The sequence below is a fragment of the Streptomyces sp. NPDC019396 genome (genome assembly GCF_040632375.1).
Classification (GTDB): domain Bacteria; phylum Actinomycetota; class Actinomycetes; order Streptomycetales; family Streptomycetaceae; genus Streptomyces.
In genome coordinates this window covers 104195-123538 of sequence record NZ_JBEYBS010000009.1, presented here as the reverse complement: position 1 = coordinate 123538, position 19344 = coordinate 104195, and the positions used below count along the sequence as shown (strand labels likewise).

Sequence of the window (19344 nt, the reverse complement as noted above, 5' to 3'; positions counted from 1 at the left end):
GCGCAGCGAAAGAGCGGCCCGGTTCCATGCGGTGTGAGCTGGGCCTTGCCACGTTCGTCCGTGTCGTGTGGCAACGGCTCGCCCGCTCCGCCGAACCGCGCACGGTGCTTTTGCTCCTCGACGCGGGTCTGATCGCCCGCTCCTGGGACGAGCGCGGGCGTACATTCCTGGTCACGCTCCAGGCAGCCGTCCGTCGGCTGTCGGAGGGGCCGCACGACCTGTGGCTCCCGTGCCCGATGGAATCCAACGTCCAGGCTCCACACCTGGACGGACAGACGGTCCAGGCACTGCGCAATGACGGAGAGGTGGCCTACCTGGCGGAGGATTCCTCCAACAGCCCATGTGAATGGCGAGAAGAGGCCCGCCAGTCGGAGGAACCGGCAAGAATGCGGCCATGGTGGCGATCATCAAGTGCCGTGAGAATGAGGACGAGTACCTGGAGTTCCTCGAAAAACTGCATCAATCCCGACGGCACGACTGGGAGTGGTCATTCACGCGCGGGCGTGACCTGTGGGCCAAGGGCCGTCACCTGCTCCTGATCGCGTCCAAGGACGCCTACGGCCGCTTTGAGGTCACCCGCGTGGGGAAGTCCGTCCGCCGACGTGGGGCCAGGGACCAGGACCAGCAACTGCGCGTCACCCATGTGCGTCGACTGCGCAGGCCCCTCCCGCTCGACGAGCTGCTCGATGGGCTGACCGCGGCCCAGCGGCGCCATCTGGTCGAGGATGGCCACCAGAGCAAGGGGACCGGCGAGGCGATACGCGCCCTGCTGCTGCGGCTCAGGCCGGAACTGACTGAAGCGGTCCAGCTGATCGAGGGGGCTATCGAGTCCTGGGACTTCGGCGACTCGCGGGCGGCGCAGGAAGTGGCACTGCAACGCGACGCGACCCTGGCCGTCGCACGCATGGCCGGGATGCAGGCTCCACAGCTGGCGGAGTGGGACCCGCCCGCCGAGGAGCTGTACGACGACACGGTTCCCCCGGTGTTCCTCGACATGGTGGGAGCAGCCCGCCATCCTGACGAGCTGTTCGACCCACCGGAGCAGCGTCCGCAGGATCCTCCCGCACGGCCCGACACGCTGAGCAATCAGCAGGCTCTTGAGGACCATCTCGTCATGCACGACACCCGTACGATGCATGGGTGGCTCAGCGAAGAGACCAGCCACGTGGCCTGGCGGAAATTCCGCGAACACGGCCGCACGCTGCTGGTCGCGAACGCCAACCGCACTCCGGCGGAGCAGGCCCTCGGCTGCGACATCATCTTCTACAACGTCACGCGCCACAGCCTCGTCCTCGTGCAGTACAAGAAGCTCGACGCCGTGCGAGGCGGCTTCTACTACCCGAACAGCGACCGGAACCTCACCAAGGAACTGTTACGGATGAGGAGCCTGGACCGGTACGCGGAGAGGCACGCCGGGCTGACCGACGAGCAGCGACTGAACCCCAGCCCGAGCTGGATCAAGCTCTGCCACCCGCGTTCCGTACTGCCGCACACGACGGAGATGATCCATGGGATGTACTTCTCCCGTCGTCAGTTCGAATCGCTGTGCGACGACGCCCGGTTGAAGGACGGGCGAGGCGGCGCTGTCCGATTCGGCTACAAGAACGTCCCGGCCTACCTGGACAACACACTGTTCACGCGCCTGGTAGAGACGGGCCAGATCGGCACCACCGGCACGGGCACCGAACTCGTCCGCCAACAGGTCATCCGCAGCTTCCGAGGGCAACGCAACCTCGTGCTCGCCACGCTGCGCGGGCAGGAGCCGCCGCAGGCGGAGCGGAACGCGCAGCGCAGGGCGGGACGTTGAATACCCCGTCCTTGCATGACGACTGGTCGAGATCAGACCTGCGGTAGCCGGTCGCCGGACGGGGTATAGGGGCCCGTCTGGCGGCTGCTGTCCCGCGTCAGTTGACGGCCATGCGGGGCGCACCGCCCTTACGGCTGATGTCGAACGACGGCCGGTAGACGTCCGGTAGATTGATCGCCTCTCCGCTGTGCCGGGTCATGACGCCCAGCTCGATGAGTTCCTCCAGCAGCACGACGGGGTTCCCCAGATCAATGAGGCCGCGGCCGGGGGAGTTCGTCATTGAGCTGTCCTGCACCTTGCTGGCCAGTGGGTCCTGGCGGGCATGGTGGACGGCGAGAGCCGGGAATTGGGCACAGTTACGGCCATAGATCCGGAACAACGAACCGAGGTGATCTTGCAGGCGCCGGCCTCTCGGGGCGTAGATCCAGACAACACAGGCCGGGCTATGAAGCCCTTCCGGTCGGCGCTCGAGAGGCCGTCCGGCGGGCTCGTGTCGTACGTCGGCCCCGGCTGGAGCTGCCGTCCCGAGAATGGCGTCCCCCGGGTGGTGTAGCAGCGATCCTGAGGTACACCCGTGGGTAGAGCAGAGATCAGGGCCGTCGCAGGGAAGATCGACTGACGGGTCAGGTGCGTCGCACGCCGCTGGAGGGCGCTTCGGCTCTTGCTCTGATCGCTTTCATGCAGTCTCATCCGGACGCGATCAGTCGATATCCGGGTCATCGGACTCTTCGAGGAGTCGGGTCGCGAGGTCGTCGGCCCACTCCACGGCCCAGGTACGAAGCGTGGTGATGGTGGCCTGGTCCAGGCCGTAGGCGGCGAAGGCTTCGTCGTCGGTCCACTCGGCTCCGGCGAGGTTTGCCTGCAGGTCTTCGCGCTCGAAGCGGCCGCGGGCGTGGCGGCGGCCGAATTCCTCGAGATCGGCAGTGCTCCAGCGGCGTGAGGCTGCGAACACGTCGATCAGGTCACGAGGCGCTCCGCGGTCAGCGAGAGCGCGGACCTTGGTCCCGATTACGTCCTCCTCCGCGAGGACGGGCCCGTAAGGGCTCTGGGTGACCGGCCGCCAGAAGATCTCCTTGAGGATGTCGACCTCGCAGTCCTGCCCGGTGGCCGGATCGGTCACGGTGAAGCGGGCGGACAGCGGGGCGGTCTCCAGCGCGTGCACCTTCCAGCCGCGGGCTTCCAGGCCGGCGCGCAGCGTAGCCGCGATGTCGGCCATGGGCGCCGGGTTCTCGGTGGCGACATCGAGGTCCTGGCTGGGGCGGTTCACGAGGCGGTGCGCCCGGACGGCATAGCCACCGGTGAGGACCAGAGGGTAAGGGGAGCCGAGGGCGATCACATCCGCCAGGAGCCGTGTATGCAGCTCCGGCATGTCCGTCACGCGGCTGCCCGGGTGCGGGAGGCGAGCTGGGGGAAGGCGTCTTCCCATACCGTGCGCACAGTGCGCCCGACGAGGGTACGCAGCACCGGCCACAGATGGAGGAGCAGGTCCCGGTCGAGGTAGCGGGGCAGGTCCTCGCGCAGCCCCTCGTGCAGGACGGTGCGGTACAGGCCCATACGCTGGCGCGGCTTGCCCAGGTCGTACGAGGTCATCCCGGACCAGGCCATGTGCAGCGGCAGGTCGACGACGCCCTGGGTCGGGCCGTGCAACTCGTCCAGCGACTCCGGCAGGCGGCACCGGAACTTCTCCCGGTACAGCGCGAGGTCCTCGGCGTCCGCGCCCGGAAGGTTCTCCGGCGCGGGTGCGGGGTGGCGTGGGCTGGAGGGCATGCCCCCATTATGGCGGCCGGAGAGGGGGTGCGGGTCATGATGCGGGGGCGGCGTCCGGAGCAAGCGGCGGCCCCTCGGGGCGAGCTGGGTGCCGCAGTCTGCTCCGCCCTGAGCTACGGACTCTCGGCCACCCGTGCGCCACGACCTTGTGGAGAGCCTCTCAGGCAGTCATTCCAGGTGGGCCTGTGCCACCGTGTGCGGTGGTACGGCTACTATTCGGCCGCCCGTGTGCCGCGTGGAGTCGGAGAGGGGAGCGGCCGGGTGAATCTCTACGGAATACTCGGTCCCATGCTGTTCCTGGCTTCGGGGGCGGCGGGCGCTCGCGCGACCCTGGCCCTCGATGACGCTCTCCTGCGTCACACCCGGCTCCTGCGGCTGGGTCTGCAGCTCGCCTTAGCCGGTGTCACGGCGGCCACACCCGCCCGTAGCGCGAACGGCACCAGCCGGCGCCTGCTGACCCGTGACGCTCGTTTGACGCTCGGACGATTTCCGGCATCAGCGGTGAACCGTTGAGTGGATTCAGGCGTTGTAAGTGGCCCTCGGCCCAGGCGATCCACGCCTCGACTTCGTCCTTGGCTGGTCCGACCGGCGGACTCTCGGCGTGGAGTCGGAGTGCGCCGACGTACTCGACAAGACCCGCTGCGCGCCTCCACGCCGCGTTCTGTGCTTCAAGGTGGCGGGCGCGGGCCACGGTGCGGCCTCCCTTCGTGTGGTGGTTACCGTGCGTCGGCGATGGCGGCGAGGTAGCGCTCTGCGTCGAGGGCGGCGGCGCAGCCGGTGCCGGCGGCGGTGATGGCCTGGCGGTAGGTGTGGTCGACGACGTCGCCCGCGGCGAAGACGCCAGGGAGGCTGGTGCGCGTAGACGGGGAGTGGACCTTGAGGTAGCCCTCGGCGTCGAGGCCGAGCTGCCCGGTGAACAGCTCGGTACGCGGGTCGTGGCCGATGGCGATGAAGAGGCCGGTCACGTCGAGGTGTTGTGTCTCTTCGGTGATCACGTTTCGGACCGTGAGACCGGAGAGCGTGCCGTCCTTGTCTTCCAGCTCGGTGATCTCGCTATCGAAGAGGAAGGAGATCTTGTCGTCCGAGAAGGCGCGGTTCTGCATGACCTGGGAGGCGCGCAAGGTGGTGCGTCGGTGGACGACGGTGACCGAGCGGGCGAAGCGGGTGAGGAAGGTGGCTTCCTCCATGGCGGTGTCGCCGCCGCCGACCACGACGATGTCCCGGTCGCGGAAGAAGAACCCGTCGCAGGTGGCGCACCAGGACACGCCGCGCCCGGACAGCTCTTCCTCCTTGGGTAGCCCCAACTTGCGGTAGCCGGACCCGGTCGCCACGATCACCGTTCTGGTGCGGCGGACGGTGCCTTCGGAGTCGGTGACTTCCTTGATGGTGCCGGTGAGGTCGACGGAGACGATGTCGTCGTCGATCATCTCGGCGCCGAACTTCTCTGCCTGGGCCCGCATGTTCGCCATGAGGTCCGGGCCGTCGACCCCGTCGGGGAAGCCGGGGAAGTTCTCGACCTCGGTCGTGGTGGTCAGCGACCCGCCGACGAAGACGGAGCTGCCGAACAGCAGGGGCTTCAACTGTGCTCGGGCCGTGTAGAGGGCGGCGGTGTACCCGGCGGGGCCGGAGCCGATGATGATGACGTTGCGTATGCCGTCGTCGGCGGTGGTCGCGTCGGTCACGGGATCAGGCCTGCTTCTTGGCGTCGATCTCGGCGATGAGGCCCTCGATGAGGCCCTTGATCTCGTCGCGGATGGGGCGGACGGCCTCGACGCCCTGGCCGGCCGGGTCCTCGAGCTGCCAGTCGAGGTAGGTCTTGCCGGGGAAGTACGGGCAGGCGTCGCCGCAGCCCATGGTGATGATGTAGTCGGATGCCTGCGCCGCCTCGGGGGTGAGCACCTTCGGTTTCTGGTCGGAGATGTCGATGCCCAGCTCGGCCATGGCGGCCACCGCGGAGGGGTTGATCCGGTCACCGGGCACGGAACCTGCGGAGCGGACCTCGACGCGGTCCCCGGCGAGGTGGCGCAGGAACCCCGCCGCCATCTGGGAGCGGCCGGCGTTGTGGATGCAGACGAAGAGGACGGACGCGGCAGGGTTGGAGGACATCGTTCTTCCTTGGGGATCAGGCCACTGCGGGGATGGGCGGTTTCAGGCGTCGAGCTCGGTGAGCAGCTCGGCGATGCGGGCGTCGATGGCATCGCGGATGTCCCGGACGACGGCGATCGGCGCTCCGTCGGGGTCGGGGACCGGCCAGTCGAGGTAGCGGCGGCCGGGCACCACGGGGGAGGCGTCGCCGCAGCCCATCGTGTTGACGACGTCGGCGGCTTGGACGACCTCCTCGGTCAGCGGCTTGGGATAGGCGTCGGCGAGGTCCACGCCCGCCTCGGTCAGGGCCTGGGCAATGTGCGGCTCCGTCAGCCGTTCCGCGAGCACGATCAAGTGCGTACGGATGCGGGCGCGCTCGGCGAGCCGGGCGTAGGAGTCGCCGAGGAGGCCGAGGACGGTCTCCGGGCCGAAGTGTCCGGCGTACCGGGATGCGAGGCGGGCAGCCCCGGCGGCCAGGCGTTCGTCCGGCAGGCGGGGCGAGGAAGGCGTGGACATGGCGTTCCCGTTCAAAGGAGCCAATAGGGTCAGCTCGGACTGGTGTCAGCCCCAACTGATGTGACAGTATCAGTCCATGATGACGTCAGTCGACACTGATCTGATCCGGGTTCTGGCCGACCCGCTCAGGCTCCAGATCGTGACCCTCCTCGCCAGGGAGACGCTGTGCACCACCCACCTCGTTGAGGAGACGGGTGCCAAGCAGACGAACCTCTCCAACCACCTGAAGGTGCTCCGTGAGGCCGGGGTCGTGGAGACGGAGCCCTGCGGGAGGTACATCTACTACCGCCTGCGCCCGGAAGTCATCGAAGCCCTCGCCGGTCAGTTCGCCGACCTCGCCCAGACCGCGCGTGCCACCGCCGAAGCGAACCTCAAGCGGTCCTGCCCATAAGCCTTCGCGGCTTGTCCGCCCTGCCTCACCTGCCCGAGGAGAACCTGTCTTGACCGCCACCGAGCCCGCCGCGAGCGACGCCATAGCCGCCGACACCGCTCCGCGGCCTGCCCCCGGCGCGACCCCGCCCCGCACCCCGCTGATCGCCCGCGCCGCCGCCGAGCTGGTCGGCACCGCAGCCCTGGTGGCGGTCGTCGTCGGGTCGGGCATCCAGGCCACCAAGCTCACTGACGACGTGGCGCTGCAACTGCTGGCGAACTCGACCGCCACTGTGTTCGGCCTCGGCGTCCTGATCGCCCTTCTCGGCCCGGTCTCCGGAGCCCACTTCAACCCCGCCGTGACCCTGGCCGAGTGGTGGACCGCACGCCGCGGCGGCGCTGGCGTCACCGCCCGCGAGCTGGCCGTCTACGTGCCCTCACAGATCGTCGGCGCCATCGGGGGCGCGATCCTGGCCGACGCCATGTTCGGCGAGCCGCTGGTGAAGTGGTCCACGCACGACCGCTCCGCCGGAAACCTCCTCCTCGGCGAGGTGGTCGCGACCGCCGGCCTCATCCTGCTGATCTTCGGACTGGCCCGCACCGACCGCCTCCGCTTCGCGCCTGTCGCCGTCGCCTCGTACATCGGCGCCGCGTACTGGTTCACCTCCTCCACCTCTTTCGCCAACCCGGCCGTCACCATCGGCCGCGCCTTCACCGACACGTTCGCGGGCATCGCCCCCGGCTCGGTGGCCGGCTTCATCGGCATGCAGTTGGTCGGAGTGATCGTGGGCCTGGCCCTGGTGGCGGTCATCTTCATGCGCGGCCAGACCGGCCAGGAGCAGCCCGCCGCATGACGCAGCGCACCGACGTGGTGGTGATCGGCGGTGGCCAGGCGGGGCTCGCCGCCGGCTACCACCTGCGCCGCCTGGGCATCGAGCACGTCATCCTCGACGCCCAGACGGCACCCGGCGGGGCATGGCAGCACACCTGGGACTCCCTGCACCTGTTCTCCCCGGCGCAGTACTCCTCGCTGCCCGGGCGGCTGATGCCCGCCCAGCCCGGGCAGACGCACCCGGACGCGCGGCATGTCGTGGAGTACCTCGCCGAGTACGAGAAGCGGTACGAGCTGCCGGTCCAACGCGGCGTGTGGGTCGACGCCGTACACCGAGACGGCACTTGTCTGCGGGTGGCGAGCGACTCGGGCGAGTGGCAGGCCCGCGCGGTTATCGGTGCGACCGGCACCTGGACCCGCCCGTTCATCCCCGCCGTCCCCGGTCGCCGGGAGTTCTCCGGCCGCCAGCTCCACACGGTGCAGTACAAGAGTCCCGCCGAGTTCGCAGGCCTGCGGGTGATCGTGGTCGGCGGCGGCAACTCCGGCGCCCAGATCGCCGCCGATCTCGCCTCTGTGGCCGAACTGACGTGGGTCACCCGGCGTCCGCCCCGCTACCTGGCCGACGACATCGACGGCCGCGCCCTCTTCGACGCGGCCACCGCCCGCCGCCAGGCCCTGGATGCCGGACACGGCGACACCGGTGGCGTGGCATCCCTCGGCGACATCGTGGCTGTGCCGCCCGTACGCTCCGCCCGCGACGCCGGACTGCTGCCCGCGAAGCCGATGTTCACCCGCCTCACTTCCACCGCGGTTGAATGGGCCGACGGCACCCTCGCGGAAGCGGACGCGGTCGTCTGGTGCACCGGCTTCCGCCCCGCCCTCGCCCACTTCGCTTCACTGCGCCTGCGGGGGACCCGCGGCCACATCGCGACCGTCGGCACCCGGACGGTCGACGACCCGCGGATACACCTGCTCGGCTACGGAGACTGGACCGGCCCCGCCTCCGCCACCCTCATAGGCGTCGGCCGTCCCGCCCGGGACGCCGCCCGTGAGATCGCATCCCTGCTGTCCGGCTGAGCAGGTAGAACGCAGTGCCGTCAGATGATGGCGGGGCTGCGGCGCTCCAGCAGGACCACGTCGCGCCACACGCCGTGGTGGCGGCCGATGCGCTCACGGGTACCGATGACCCGGAAGCCGGCCCGCTGATGAAGGGCCAGGCTCGCGAGGTTCTCGGGGAAGATGCCGGACTGGATCGTCCAGATCCCCGCGGCCTCCGTCGAGCCGATCAGTGAGGTAAGAAGCTGCGTGGCAACGCCTTGTCCACGGGCGGCCGGGTGGACGTAGACGGAGTGCTCGACCACGCCCGCGTACGCGCACCGGTCCGAGACCGCGCTCGCCGCGACCCAGCCCAGGACCTTGCCGTCCTCGTTGACGGCGGCGAAGCGGTGCCCCGGCACCTTACCCGCGTCGAACACCTGCCAGGTGGGGGCTGTGGTCTCGAAGGTGGCGTTGCCCTCGTCGACTCCCGCCTGGTAGATCGCCAGGACCTCATCCGCATGCGCTTCGGCCAGCGGCACGATCATGATGCTCATGCGGAGGCCGCGCGGGTCAGAAGCCGGCCCATCGCGGCGAGTACCGAAGGCTCGACCCGGTAGTACACCCAGGTGCCGCGCCGTTCGGAGGACAGCAGCCCGGCCTCCCGCAGCTTCTTCAGGTGATGGGAGACCGTCGGCTGGGACACGCCCACATCCGAGATGTCGCACACGCATGCCTCACCGCCCTCGTGCGAGGCGACCAGTGAGAACAGGCGCAACCGGACCGGGTCGCCCAGAGCCTTGAACATGACGGCGGTCCGTTCGGCCTCCTCGGCCGTCAGCGGGCGCTCCGACAGGGGTGGGCAGCACACCGCCACGGCCTCAGGCTCCAGCAGCGGCAACACCTTCGTAATCATGCCTCCATCATCCGACGGATTTCGACACATGTCTATGTTGACGAATGTCGATGCGGGGTCCACTCTGGAGGCGTCAAGACATCGACAGACGTCGAATCAGCTGGGAGCCCGCCGTGAACGCATCCACCGAAGCCCTGCCCGTCGTCGTGATCGGCGCCGGCCCGATCGGACTCGCCGCGGCCGCCCGCCTCATCGAGCGGGGCATCGAGCCCCTGGTCCTGGAGGCCGGGCCGGCCGCCGCGTCCGCCGTGCGTGACTGGTCGCATGTACGCCTCTTCTCCACCTGGTCCGAGGTCGTCGACCCGGCCGCCGAGAAGCTCCTCGCTCCTACCGGCTGGGTGAAGCCGGACGGTGCCACCTACCCGTCCGGCGGCGACTGGGCCGAGCTCTATCTCCAGCCCCTGGCCGACGTCCTCGGAGACCGCGTCCGCTACAACGCGACCGTCACCGGTGTCTCGCGCAGCGGCCGCGACCGCATCGTCGACGCCGACCGCGAGGCCCAGCCCTTCGTCGTTCACCTCACCGGCATCGAGGGCCGCCAGGAGCGGATCTTCGCCCGCGCCGTCATCGACGCCTCCGGCACCTGGTCCACCCCCAGCCCGGCCGGCGGCAGCGGCCTGCACGCACTCGGCGAGAAGAGCGCGGCCGACCACATCACCTACCGCGTCCCCGACCTCAAGGACCCGGCTGTCCGGGCCCGGTACGCCGGCAAGCGCACCGCCGTCATCGGCTCGGGCGCCTCCGCTTTCACGGCTCTGGCCTACCTCGCCGACCTCGCCGGGAACGACGAGGACGGTACCGGGACGCACGCCACCTGGATCCTCCGTCGCGGGATCAGCGGATCCACCTTCGGCGGCGGCGAAGCCGACCAGTTGCCCGCTCGCGGTGCCCTCGGCCTCGCCGCGAAGGCCGCGGTCGACGGCGGGTACGCCGACGCGGTCACCGGTTTCCGCACCGACGTCATCGAACGGGACGGGGACGACCGGCTGGTCCTGGTGGGCGAGGACGGCCGCCGCCTGGATCCGGTTGACGAGGTCATCGTCCTCACCGGCTTCCGCCCCGACCTCACCTTCCTGAACGAGCTCCGCCTCGGCCTCGACGAGCGCCTCCAGGCCCCGGTCGAGCTGGCCCCGCTGATCGACCCCAACCAGCACTCATGCGGCACCGTCTACCCCCACGGCGCGGCCGAGCTCTCCCACCCGGAGAAGGATGTCTACCTCGCCGGCATGAAGTCCTACGGCCGCGCCCCCACCTTCCTCGCCATGACGGGCTACGAGCAGGTCCGATCCGTCGCAGCCCACCTGGCCGGCGACGAGGAAGCCGCCGAGCGCGTCGAACTCACCCTCCCCGAGACTGGCGTCTGCGGCGGCGCGGGCCTCTTCGACCAGCCCGAGGCCGCCGAACAGACCGGTGGCGGCTGCTGCGCAGCTCCTGCCATCCTCGCCGTCGGAGCCCCCGCCTCCTCCGGCGCCTGCTGACCGCCGTGCCCAACACACAGGCCAGCGTGGCCGCGACCGAAACGGGGGTTCGGTCGCGGCCACGCGCCGCCCGCCGTACCCGGAGGCGGCGAGGCTCGCCGGGTGGCCCCAGGTGGCGTAGATCCGTGAACTGCCGGAGTCCAGGGCGGCCAGTGCGGGGGCGTCCTCGGCCGTCAGACGCCGTACGGACATACCGCGCGCCACTCGCGGCATGTCCACCGGTCACTGGTGGACGTACACCGTCCGCTCCCACGGGGTGACCCGGTCGAACGAGGAACGCATCGCGGCACCGAAGCGAGCCGGCGCCTCGACGTAGCTGAGCGCGAACGGGGCGAGGTCCCCAGGAACCAGAGCGTCCGGTTTGCCGCGCAGCAGCACCTGGTCCCCGCACTGAAACCTGCGGAGCTGTTCGCAGGGAGCTTCGCGGGTCCGTACAGGGTCCGCGTCGGGGCCCGCGTATGGGTTCCGTCAAGGTCGTCCTGCCCGCCGTATGGGTGACGTCAAGACCTCTCAACGACCTCGCCGGGATGCGGTTGGCTCGTCATCGGCCAGCTGGCCGATTTCCAACTTCCACTTCATCCAGGAGCTCACGATGGCCGACGTGGCCTTCGTCGTCACCACGATCGCGGTGTTCGCGCTGGTGGCCCTCATCGCCAAGGGGGTGACGAAGCTGTGACTGCCGAGAACATTGTCGGCCTGGTCGTGGCCGTCGCCCTGCTGGGCTATCTCGTCCTCGCCCTTGTCAAGCCGGAGAGGTTCTGAGCCCCGACATGAGCCCCGTTCTTGCTGACATGCTCCAGGTCGCGGCGCTGGTCGGCGCCCTGGCCCTGGTGCACCGCCCCCTGGGCGACTACATGGCCCGCGTCTTCTCCTCTGAGAAGCACCTGCGGGTCGAGAAGTGGATCTACCGCAGCGTCGGTGCCAATCCGAACGCCGAGATGCGCTGGTCGGCCTACCTGCGTGCGGTCCTCGCCTTCTCCGCCGTGAGCGTGCTCCTGCTGTACGTGCTCCAGCGCGTGCAGCACGTACTGCCGCTGTCCCTCGGCTTCGAGGCCATCACCCCGGACCAGGCGTTCAACACCGCTGCCTCCTTCGTGTCGAACACGAACTGGCAGTCGTACTCGGGTGAGACGGCCATGAGCCACGTCACCCAGACCGCCGGCCTGGCCGTGCAGAACTTCGTCTCCGCGGCCGTCGGAATCGCCGTCGCGGTGGCCCTTGTGCGCGGTTTCGCGCGCTCCCGCACCGGCGAGCTGGGCAACTTCTGGGCCGACCTGGTGCGCGGCACCATCCGCATCCTGATCCCCATTTCCGTGATCGCCGCGATCCTGCTGGTCGCCGCCGGCGCGATTCAGAACTTCGGCGGGATCCACGAGCTCACGACGGTGACCGGCCAGCCCCAGAGCATCTCTCCGGGCGCGGTCGCCTCCCAGGAGGCCATCAAGGACCTGGGCACCAACGGCGGCGGCTACTTCAACGCCAACTCCGCCCACCCCTTCGAGAACCCCAACGGCTTCTCGAACCTGCTGACGATCTTCCTGCTTCTGGTGATCCCTTTCTCGCTGCCGCGCACGTTCGGCCGCATGGTCGGGAACGTCAAGCAGGGCTACGCCATCGTCGCCGCGATGGCGAGCATCTGGTTCGTCGGCGTGGTCCTGGTGACCTGGATCGAGTACGCCCACCCGGGCACCGCCTCCCAGCTCGCGGGCGGCGCCATGGAGGGGAAGGAGCAGCGCTTCGGCGAGGGGACCTCCTCCCTGTTCGCGGTTTCCACCACCATGACCTCCACCGGCTCGGTCAATTCCTTCCACGACTCCTTCAGTGGCCTGTCCGGCGGTGTGCTGCTGCTCGGCATGATGCTCGGCGAGATCGCGCCGGGAGGCGTGGGCTCCGGCCTCTACGGCATGTTGGTCATGGCGGTCATCGCGGTCTTCCTGGCCGGCCTGATGGTCGGCCGTACGCCCGAGTACCTGGGCAAGAAGATCGGCACCCGCGAGATCAAGTTCGCCGCCATGTACATCCTCATCACCCCGGCGCTCGTACTGATCGGCACCGCCGTGGCGATGGCCCTGCCGGACGGCAAGGAGGCCATGACCAACGTCGGGGCGCACGGCTTCTCCGAGGTGCTGTACGCGTACACCTCCGCCTCGAACAACAACGGCTCCGCCTTCGCCGGCTTCGGTGCCAACACACCGTTCTTCAACACGACGCTGGGCCTGTGCATGCTGCTGGGCCGGTTCCTGCCCGTCGTGTTCGTCCTGGCGCTGGCCGGCTCGCTCGCCCAGCAGACCCCCGTACCCGCCACCGCGGGCACCCTGCGCACGGAGAAGCCGCTGTTCACCGGCCTGCTCGTCGGCGCGATCCTGATCATCACCGGTCTGACGTTCTTCCCGGCACTGGCGCTGGGCCCGCTCGCCGAGGGGCTGGGGTCATGACCACCCACGTAAGGAAGCACGAGGACCCGATGTCCACCACCACGGGGACCCCGGCGCCGCACAGCGACGTACCGACGGGTCACAAGCCCGAGAGCGGCCGCGTGGGCGCCGGTCTCTTCGACCCCAAGCAGCTGCTGAAGTCCTTCCCGGACGCGGTCCGCAAGCTCGACCCCCGCGTGATGGTCAAGTCCCCGGTCATGTTCGTGGTCCTGATCGGCTCGGTGGTCACCACCGTGCTGGCGATCAAAGACCCCACCGACTGGTTCGGCTGGGCCATCACCGTCTGGCTGTGGCTGACCACGATCTTCGCGAACCTCGCGGAGGCGGTGGCCGAGGGCCGCGGCAAGGCGCAGGCGGACACCCTGCGCAAGGCGAAGACCGACACCGTCGCCCGCCGCATGGTCGGCAGGAACGAGGAGCGCGTCCCGGGCACGGAGCTCCGTATCGGCGACCTGGTGGTGTGCGAGGCCGGCGACATCATCCCCGGCGACGGTGACGTCGTCGAAGGTGTCGCGTCCGTGGACGAGTCGGCGATCACCGGCGAGTCCGCACCGGTCATCCGCGAGTCGGGCGGTGACCGCAGCGCGGTGACCGGTGGCACGAAGGTCCTCTCGGACCGGATCGTCATCAAGATCACGACGAAGCCCGGCGAGACCTTCATCGACCGCATGATCAACCTGGTGGAGGGCGCGGCCCGGCAGAAGACGCCGAACGAGATCGCCCTGAACATCCTCCTGGCCTCCCTGACGATCGTCTTCCTGCTCGCCGTGGTCACGCTCAAGCCGTTCGCCATCTACGCGGGCGCCGACGAGCAGACCTCGATGATCGTGCTGACCGCGCTGCTGGTCTGCCTGATCCCCACCACCATCGGCGCGCTGCTCTCGGCGATCGGCATCGCGGGCATGGACCGCCTGGTCCAGCGCAACGTACTGGCCATGTCCGGCCGGGCCGTCGAGGCGGCCGGCGACGTGTCCACGCTGCTCCTCGACAAGACCGGCACCATCACCCTCGGCAACCGCCAGGCCGCCGGGTTCGTACCCGTCAAGGGGACCACCGCCGCCGAACTCGCCGACGCCGCCCAGCTGTCCTCCCTCGCCGACGAGACCCCCGAGGGCCGCTCGATCGTCGTCCTCGCCAAGGAGAAGTACGGGCTGCGCGAACGCCACCAGGGCGAACTCGCGCACGCCACCTGGGTGCCCTTCACCGCCCAGACCCGTATGTCGGGTGTCGACGTGGATGGCAGGAAGACCCGCAAGGGCGCCTCCGGCTCCGTCATCGCCTGGGTCACGGAGCAGGGCGGCCAGGTCGCCCCCGACGCCAGGGAACTCACCGACACCATCTCCCAGGCCGGCGGCACCCCGCTGCTGGTCGCCGTCGAGGACGAGAAGGGCGCCCGCGTCCTGGGTGTCATCCACCTCAAGGACGTGGTCAAGGAGGGCATGCGCGAGCGGTTCGACGAGCTGCGGCGCATGGGTATCAAGACCGTCATGATCACGGGTGACAACCCGCTGACGGCCAAGGCGATCGCGGAGGAGGCGGGCGTCGACGACTTCCTCGCCGAGGCCACGCCCGAGGACAAGATGGCCCTGATCAAGCGGGAGCAGGCGGGCGGCAAGCTGGTCGCGATGACCGGTGACGGCACGAACGACGCGCCCGCGCTGGCCCAGGCGGACGTCGGCGTCGCGATGAACACGGGTACGTCGGCCGCGAAGGAGGCCGGGAACATGGTGGACCTGGACTCCAACCCCACCAAGCTCATCGAGATCGTCGAGATCGGCAAGCAGCTCCTCATCACCCGCGGCGCGCTCACCACCTTCTCGATCGCCAACGATGTCGCGAAGTACTTCGCGATCATCCCGGCCATGTTCGCGGTCGCCTACCCGGGCCTGGACAAGCTCAACATCATGGGCCTGGCATCGCCGGAGTCCGCGATCCTCTCCGCGGTCGTCTTCAACGCGCTGATCATCATCGCGTTGGTCCCGCTGGCCCTGAAGGGGGTCCGGTACCGGCCGACCAGCGCGGACAAGATGCTCCGGCGCAATCTCGGGATCTACGGCCTGGGCGGCCTGATCGCTCCGTTCATCGGCATCAAGCTCATCGACATGGCTCTGTCCCTCATCCCCGGAATCGGCTGATCACCATGAACAACTCCGTCTCCAACACGGGCCGTCTCCTGGTGGCCGCGCTGCGGATGCTGCTGGCGCTGACCGTGGTGACCGGCATCCTCTACCCGCTCGCCGTCACCGGTGTCGCCCAGGCCCTCTTCCAAGACAAGGCCAACGGCTCCCTCGTCAAGGCCGACGGCAAGGAGGTCGGCTCCTCGCTCATCGGCCAGAGCTGGGACCTCCCCAAGCTGAACCCGGACGACGAGGCGGAGGCCGCGCGCCCGGACCCCAGGTGGTTCCAGCCGCGCCCCTCCAACAGCGGATACGACCCACTCGCCACCGGCTCCAGCCAGCTCGGCGCGTCCGACTCCCGGCTGGTCCAAGCAGTCGCGGACGCCAAGAGGCAGGTCGCCGAGTTCAACGGCGTCCCGGAGTCCGAGGTGCCCAAGGATGCCGTCACGGGTTCCGCCTCCGCGATCGACCCGCACATCTCCCCGGAGTACGCGGGGATCCAGGTCAGGCGCGTGGCCAGGGAGAACGGCCTCGCCGAGCAGCAGGTGGCCAAGCTGGTCGAGGAACACACCGAGGGCCGCACCGCCGGATTCCTCGGCGAGCCTCACGTCAACGTCCTGAAGCTCAACCTCGCGCTGAGGGATCCGGCCAAGCGCTGATGCCCGGCCCGAACGGGCTCCGGAGCCGGTGGGACGCGGACCTTCCGTGTCCCACCGGCTCCGCCCCGTATCCAGCACACCCACCATGGCAGAAAGGCGCCACAGCGATGACCAGGGTCCTGGTGGTGGAAGACGACCCTCAACTCGTCCGAGCCCTGAGGATCAACCTCCAGGCACGCAAGTTCGACGTCGACTCGGCGTCCGACGGCAGTACGGCCCTGCGTATCGCCGGCGCCCGCGGACCGGATGTCATAGTGCTCGATCTCGGCCTGCCCGACATGGACGGCATCGACGTCATCAAGGGCGTACGTGAGTGGAGCCGTGTCCCCATCCTCGTGCTGTCCGCCCGGCACACCTCCGAGGACAAGATCAAGGCCCTGGACGCGGGCGCCGACGACTACGTCACCAAGCCCTTCAGCATGGACGAGTCCTCGCCCGGCTCCGCGCGGCCGTCCGCCGCCAGGAGGCCGCTGCGCCCTCGGACGAGACGGTACCGGTCACGACCGACGACTTCACGGTGGACCTGGTGGCCAAAAAGGTCCGCCGTGGTGGCCGGGACGTCCGGCTCACCCCCACCGAGTGGCACCTGCTGGAAATCCTCATCACCCACCCCGGCCGACTGATCAGCCAGCGCCGGCTCCTGCTGGAGGTGTGGGGCCCGACGTACGGCGACAAGACCAACTACCTGCGTGTCTACATGGCCCAGCTCCGGCGCAAGCTGGAAGCGGACCCCGCACACCCCAGATACCTGATCACCGAGCCCGGCATGGGCTACCGCTTCGAAGGCTGAACCACATGGGACGCGGCACATTCCGGATCTACCTCGGCGCGGCACCCGGCGTCGGCAAGACCTACGCGATGCTCTCCGAGGGCCATCGCCGGACCGAGAGAGGCGCCGATGTCGTCGTCGCCTTCGTCGAGCACCACCACCGTCCGCGCACGGAGGTGATGCTGCACGGCCTGGAACAGGTCTCGCGGCGAGAGCTGGAGTACAGGGGCTCCACGTTCACGGAGATGGACGTGGACGCGCCGCCCGGCGGTGGCCCTGGTGGACGAGCTGGCTCACACCAACGTGCCCGGCTCGCGCAACGCCAAGCGCTGGCAGGACGTCGAAGAACTCCTCCAGGCGGGCATCGACGTCGTTACCACTGTCAACATCCAGCATCTGGAATCCCTCGGCGACGTCGTCGAGACCATAACCGGTGTCCGCCAGCGCGAGACCGTGCCCGACGAGGTGGTACGCCGCGCCGACCAGATCGAACTGGTCGACATGTCCCCACAGGCCCTGCGCCGGCGGATGGCCCACGGCAACATCTACAAGCCGGACAAGGTCGACGCCGCCCTCTCCAACTACTTCCGCCCCGGCAACCTCACCGCCCTGCGCGAACTCGCCCTGCTGTGGGTGGCCGACCGGGTCGACGAATACCTCCAGGAATACCGGGGCGAGCACAACATCCGCTCCACCTGGCAAGCCCGCGAACGCATCGTCGTCGGTCTCACCGGCGGCCCCGAAGGCCGCCAGCTCATCCGCCGCGCTGCCCGCCTCGCCGAGAAGGGCGCCGGCGGTGAGGTCCTCGCCGTCTACATCGCCCGCAGCGATGGCCTGACCTCCGCCTCGCCCAAGGAACTCGCCGTCCAGCGCACCCTGGTCGAAGACCTCGGCGGCACCTTCCACCACGTCATCGGCGACGACATCCCCGACGCCCTGCTGGAATTCGCCCGCGGCGTCAACGCCACCCAGATCGTCCTCGGCGTCAGCCGCCGCCGCCCCTGGCAGTACGTCTTCGGCCCCGGCGTCAGCGCCACCGTCGCCCGCGAATCCGGACCCGACCTGGACGTCCACATCGTCACCCACGACGCGGCAGCCAAAGGCCGCGGCCTGCCCGTCGCGCGAGGCGCCCGCCTGGGCCGCTCCCGCATCATCTGGGGCTGGCTGGTGGGTATCGCCGGACCCGTGCTTCTGACCGTACTGCTGCGCACCGTCGTTCCCGACCTCGGGCTCACCAACGACATGCTGCTCTTCCTCACGCTCACCGTGGCAGCCGCCCTGCTCGGCGGACTGCTCCCTGCGCTCGCCTCGGCCGCTTTCGGGTCCCTGCTGCTCAACTACTTCTTCACCCCGCCCCTGCACCTGTGGACCATCGCCGACCCCAGGAACATCGTGGCCATCGCGGTCTTCTTCGCGGTCGCCGTCTCCGTCGCCTCCGTGGTCGACCTCGCCGCCCGCCGCACCCATCAGGCCGCCCGGTTGCGCGCCGAGGCCGAGATCCTCTCCTTCCTCGCCGGCAGCGTCCTACGCGGCGAGACGGCCCTGCCCGCCCTGCTGGAGCGGGTCCGGGAAACCTTCGGCATGGAATCGGTGGCCCTGCTCGAACGAGGCAGCGACGTCGACCCCTGGACCCTGGCGGCCGGCACCGGGCCGGCCCCGGCCGCCCGACCGGAGGACGCCGACGTCGACATGCCCATCGGCGAGAACATGGCCCTCGCCCTCACCGGCCGCGTCCTCCCGGCCGAGGACCGGCGGGTCCTCGGCGCCTTCGCCGCCCAGGCCGCCGTCGTCCTCGACCGCCAGCGCCTCGTCGGCCGCGCCGAAGAGGCCCAGCGCCTCGCCGAAGGCAACCGCATCCGTACCGCGCTCCTGGCCGCCGTCAGCCACGACCTCCGCACGCCGCTGGCCGGAATCAAGGCATCCGTCACCTCGCTGCGCGCCGATGACGTCGAATGGTCGGAGGAAGACCAGGCCGACCTGCTCGAAGGCATAGAAGAAGGAGCGGACCGGCTCGACGCCCTGGTCGGCAACCTCCTCGACATGTCCCGCCTCCAGACCGGCACCGTCACCCCTCTGATCCGCGAGACCGACCTCGACGAGGTCGTCCCGATGGCCCTGGCCGGCGTACCGGACGACAGTGTCGAACTCGACATCCCCGAAACCCTCCCCATGGTCGCCGTCGACCGGGGACTCCTGGAACGCGCCGTCGCCAACATCGTCGAGAACGCAGTCAAGTACAGCCCCGACGGCCAGCCCGTCCTCGTCTCGGCCAGTGCGCTGGCCGAGCGCGTGGAACTGCGCGTCGTCGACCGGGGCCCCGGCATCCCGGACGAGGCCAAGGACCGTATCTTCGAACCCTTCCAGCGCTACGGAGACGCCCCCGCCGGAGCCGGCGTGGGCCTCGGCCTCGCCGTCGCCCGCGGCTTCACCGAAGCCATCGGAGGCACCCTGACCGCGGAGGACACCCCGGGAGGCGGTCTGACCATGGTCCTCACCCTGCCCACCGCGGACCCGGCCCCCAAGTCCATCCCCGACCTCCCCAAGGCGGCACTCACCTGA

19 protein-coding genes and 2 pseudogenes are annotated in these 19344 nt (G+C 69.5%); 12 read left to right on the top strand and 9 right to left on the bottom strand.

Annotated features, from left to right (window positions below; translation table 11 throughout):
- Window positions 1-394 precede the first annotated feature (394 nt).
- A complete protein-coding gene (locus ABZ532_RS13075; protein ID WP_361281918.1) occupies window positions 395-1807 on the top strand; it encodes a hypothetical protein in 1413 nt (470 codons plus the stop codon).
- Between the two features lie 97 nt (window positions 1808-1904).
- Here the strand turns inward: ABZ532_RS13075 and ABZ532_RS13070 are convergent, their stop codons facing one another.
- From ABZ532_RS13070 to ABZ532_RS13045, 6 genes are all read right to left on the bottom strand, one after another.
- Window positions 1905-2087, bottom strand: coding sequence for a hypothetical protein (locus ABZ532_RS13070; RefSeq protein ID WP_361281916.1), 183 nt, complete (start codon window positions 2085-2087; stop codon window positions 1905-1907).
- 420 nt (window positions 2088-2507) lie between these two features.
- Window positions 2508-3176, bottom strand: a complete 669-nt coding sequence (locus tag ABZ532_RS13065; protein ID WP_361281914.1) for a nucleotidyl transferase AbiEii/AbiGii toxin family protein — start codon at window positions 3174-3176, stop codon at window positions 2508-2510.
- A 5-nt stretch (window positions 3177-3181) separates the two neighbouring features.
- On the bottom strand, window positions 3182-3574 hold the full coding sequence (locus ABZ532_RS13060; protein ID WP_361281912.1) for a hypothetical protein: 393 nt from the start codon (window positions 3572-3574) through the stop codon (window positions 3182-3184).
- Window positions 3575-4290: 716 nt separating this feature from the next.
- Window positions 4291-5256 (bottom strand): thioredoxin-disulfide reductase, encoded by a 966-nt coding sequence (gene trxB, locus ABZ532_RS13055; protein WP_361281910.1) that lies wholly within the window; start codon window positions 5254-5256, stop codon window positions 4291-4293.
- 4 nt (window positions 5257-5260) lie between these two features.
- Window positions 5261-5680: an arsenate reductase ArsC gene (locus ABZ532_RS13050; RefSeq protein ID WP_361281908.1), complete on the bottom strand. Its 420-nt coding sequence runs from the start codon at window positions 5678-5680 to the stop codon at window positions 5261-5263.
- A gap of 42 nt (window positions 5681-5722) precedes the next feature.
- Entirely contained in the window at window positions 5723-6175 is a 453-nt protein-coding gene (locus tag ABZ532_RS13045; RefSeq protein ID WP_361281906.1) for a three-helix bundle dimerization domain-containing protein, read from the bottom strand.
- A gap of 76 nt (window positions 6176-6251) precedes the next feature.
- Between ABZ532_RS13045 and ABZ532_RS13040 the strand changes: the two genes are divergently transcribed.
- Genes ABZ532_RS13040 through ABZ532_RS13030 form a run of 3 tightly spaced genes read left to right on the top strand, consistent with a single transcriptional unit; the run spans window position 6252 to window position 8453 of the window.
- On the top strand, window positions 6252-6566 hold the full coding sequence (locus ABZ532_RS13040; RefSeq protein WP_046776624.1) for a metalloregulator ArsR/SmtB family transcription factor: 315 nt from the start codon (window positions 6252-6254) through the stop codon (window positions 6564-6566).
- A gap of 49 nt (window positions 6567-6615) precedes the next feature.
- A complete protein-coding gene (locus ABZ532_RS13035; protein ID WP_361281903.1) occupies window positions 6616-7398 on the top strand; it encodes an MIP/aquaporin family protein in 783 nt (260 codons plus the stop codon).
- Entirely contained in the window at window positions 7395-8453 is a 1059-nt protein-coding gene (locus tag ABZ532_RS13030) for an ArsO family NAD(P)H-dependent flavin-containing monooxygenase (RefSeq protein WP_361281901.1), read from the top strand. Before ABZ532_RS13035 ends, ABZ532_RS13030 begins: the two co-directional genes overlap by 4 nt.
- 20 nt (window positions 8454-8473) lie before the next feature.
- On the opposite strand, the gene ABZ532_RS13025 is transcribed toward ABZ532_RS13030, so the two are convergent.
- Window positions 8474-8968, bottom strand: a complete 495-nt coding sequence (locus ABZ532_RS13025) for an N-acetyltransferase family protein (RefSeq protein WP_361281899.1) — start codon at window positions 8966-8968, stop codon at window positions 8474-8476.
- A complete protein-coding gene (locus ABZ532_RS13020; protein ID WP_361281897.1) occupies window positions 8965-9327 on the bottom strand; it encodes a metalloregulator ArsR/SmtB family transcription factor in 363 nt (120 codons plus the stop codon). Before ABZ532_RS13020 ends, ABZ532_RS13025 begins: the two co-directional genes overlap by 4 nt.
- Before the next feature lie 113 nt (window positions 9328-9440).
- Here ABZ532_RS13020 and ABZ532_RS13015 point away from each other — a divergent pair, with 113 nt between their 5' ends.
- A complete protein-coding gene (locus ABZ532_RS13015; protein WP_361281895.1) occupies window positions 9441-10805 on the top strand; it encodes an NAD(P)-binding domain-containing protein in 1365 nt (454 codons plus the stop codon).
- A 222-nt stretch (window positions 10806-11027) separates the two neighbouring features.
- On the opposite strand, the gene ABZ532_RS13010 is transcribed toward ABZ532_RS13015, so the two are convergent.
- A complete protein-coding gene (locus tag ABZ532_RS13010) occupies window positions 11028-11183 on the bottom strand; it encodes a hypothetical protein (RefSeq protein WP_361281893.1) in 156 nt (51 codons plus the stop codon).
- A gap of 112 nt (window positions 11184-11295) precedes the next feature.
- On the opposite strand from ABZ532_RS13010, the gene ABZ532_RS13005 reads away from it, so the two are divergent.
- The 7 genes and pseudogenes from ABZ532_RS13005 to ABZ532_RS12975 all read left to right on the top strand — a co-directional run bounded on the left by ABZ532_RS13005 (window position 11296) and on the right by ABZ532_RS12975 (window position 19344).
- A complete protein-coding gene (locus ABZ532_RS13005) occupies window positions 11296-11481 on the top strand; it encodes a hypothetical protein (RefSeq protein WP_361281891.1) in 186 nt (61 codons plus the stop codon).
- The gene (gene kdpF, locus ABZ532_RS13000; RefSeq protein WP_018845955.1) at window positions 11478-11567 is read left to right on the top strand and encodes a K(+)-transporting ATPase subunit F; all 90 of its coding nucleotides are present in this window, start codon (window positions 11478-11480) and stop codon (window positions 11565-11567) included. The genes ABZ532_RS13005 and kdpF overlap by 4 nt, the downstream gene beginning before the upstream one ends.
- 8 nt (window positions 11568-11575) lie before the next feature.
- Complete coding sequence (gene kdpA / locus ABZ532_RS12995; protein WP_361281888.1) at window positions 11576-13240, top strand: potassium-transporting ATPase subunit KdpA; 1665 nt, start codon at window positions 11576-11578, stop codon at window positions 13238-13240.
- Window positions 13237-15375, top strand: a complete 2139-nt coding sequence (kdpB, locus tag ABZ532_RS12990; protein ID WP_361281886.1) for a potassium-transporting ATPase subunit KdpB — start codon at window positions 13237-13239, stop codon at window positions 15373-15375. Before kdpA ends, kdpB begins: the two co-directional genes overlap by 4 nt.
- A gap of 5 nt (window positions 15376-15380) precedes the next feature.
- A complete protein-coding gene (gene kdpC, locus ABZ532_RS12985; protein ID WP_361281884.1) occupies window positions 15381-16016 on the top strand; it encodes a potassium-transporting ATPase subunit KdpC in 636 nt (211 codons plus the stop codon).
- Window positions 16017-16123: 107 nt separating this feature from the next.
- Window positions 16124-16806, top strand: a pseudogene (locus tag ABZ532_RS12980) (response regulator).
- 5 nt (window positions 16807-16811) lie between these two features.
- Window positions 16812-19344, top strand: a pseudogene (locus ABZ532_RS12975) (sensor histidine kinase KdpD).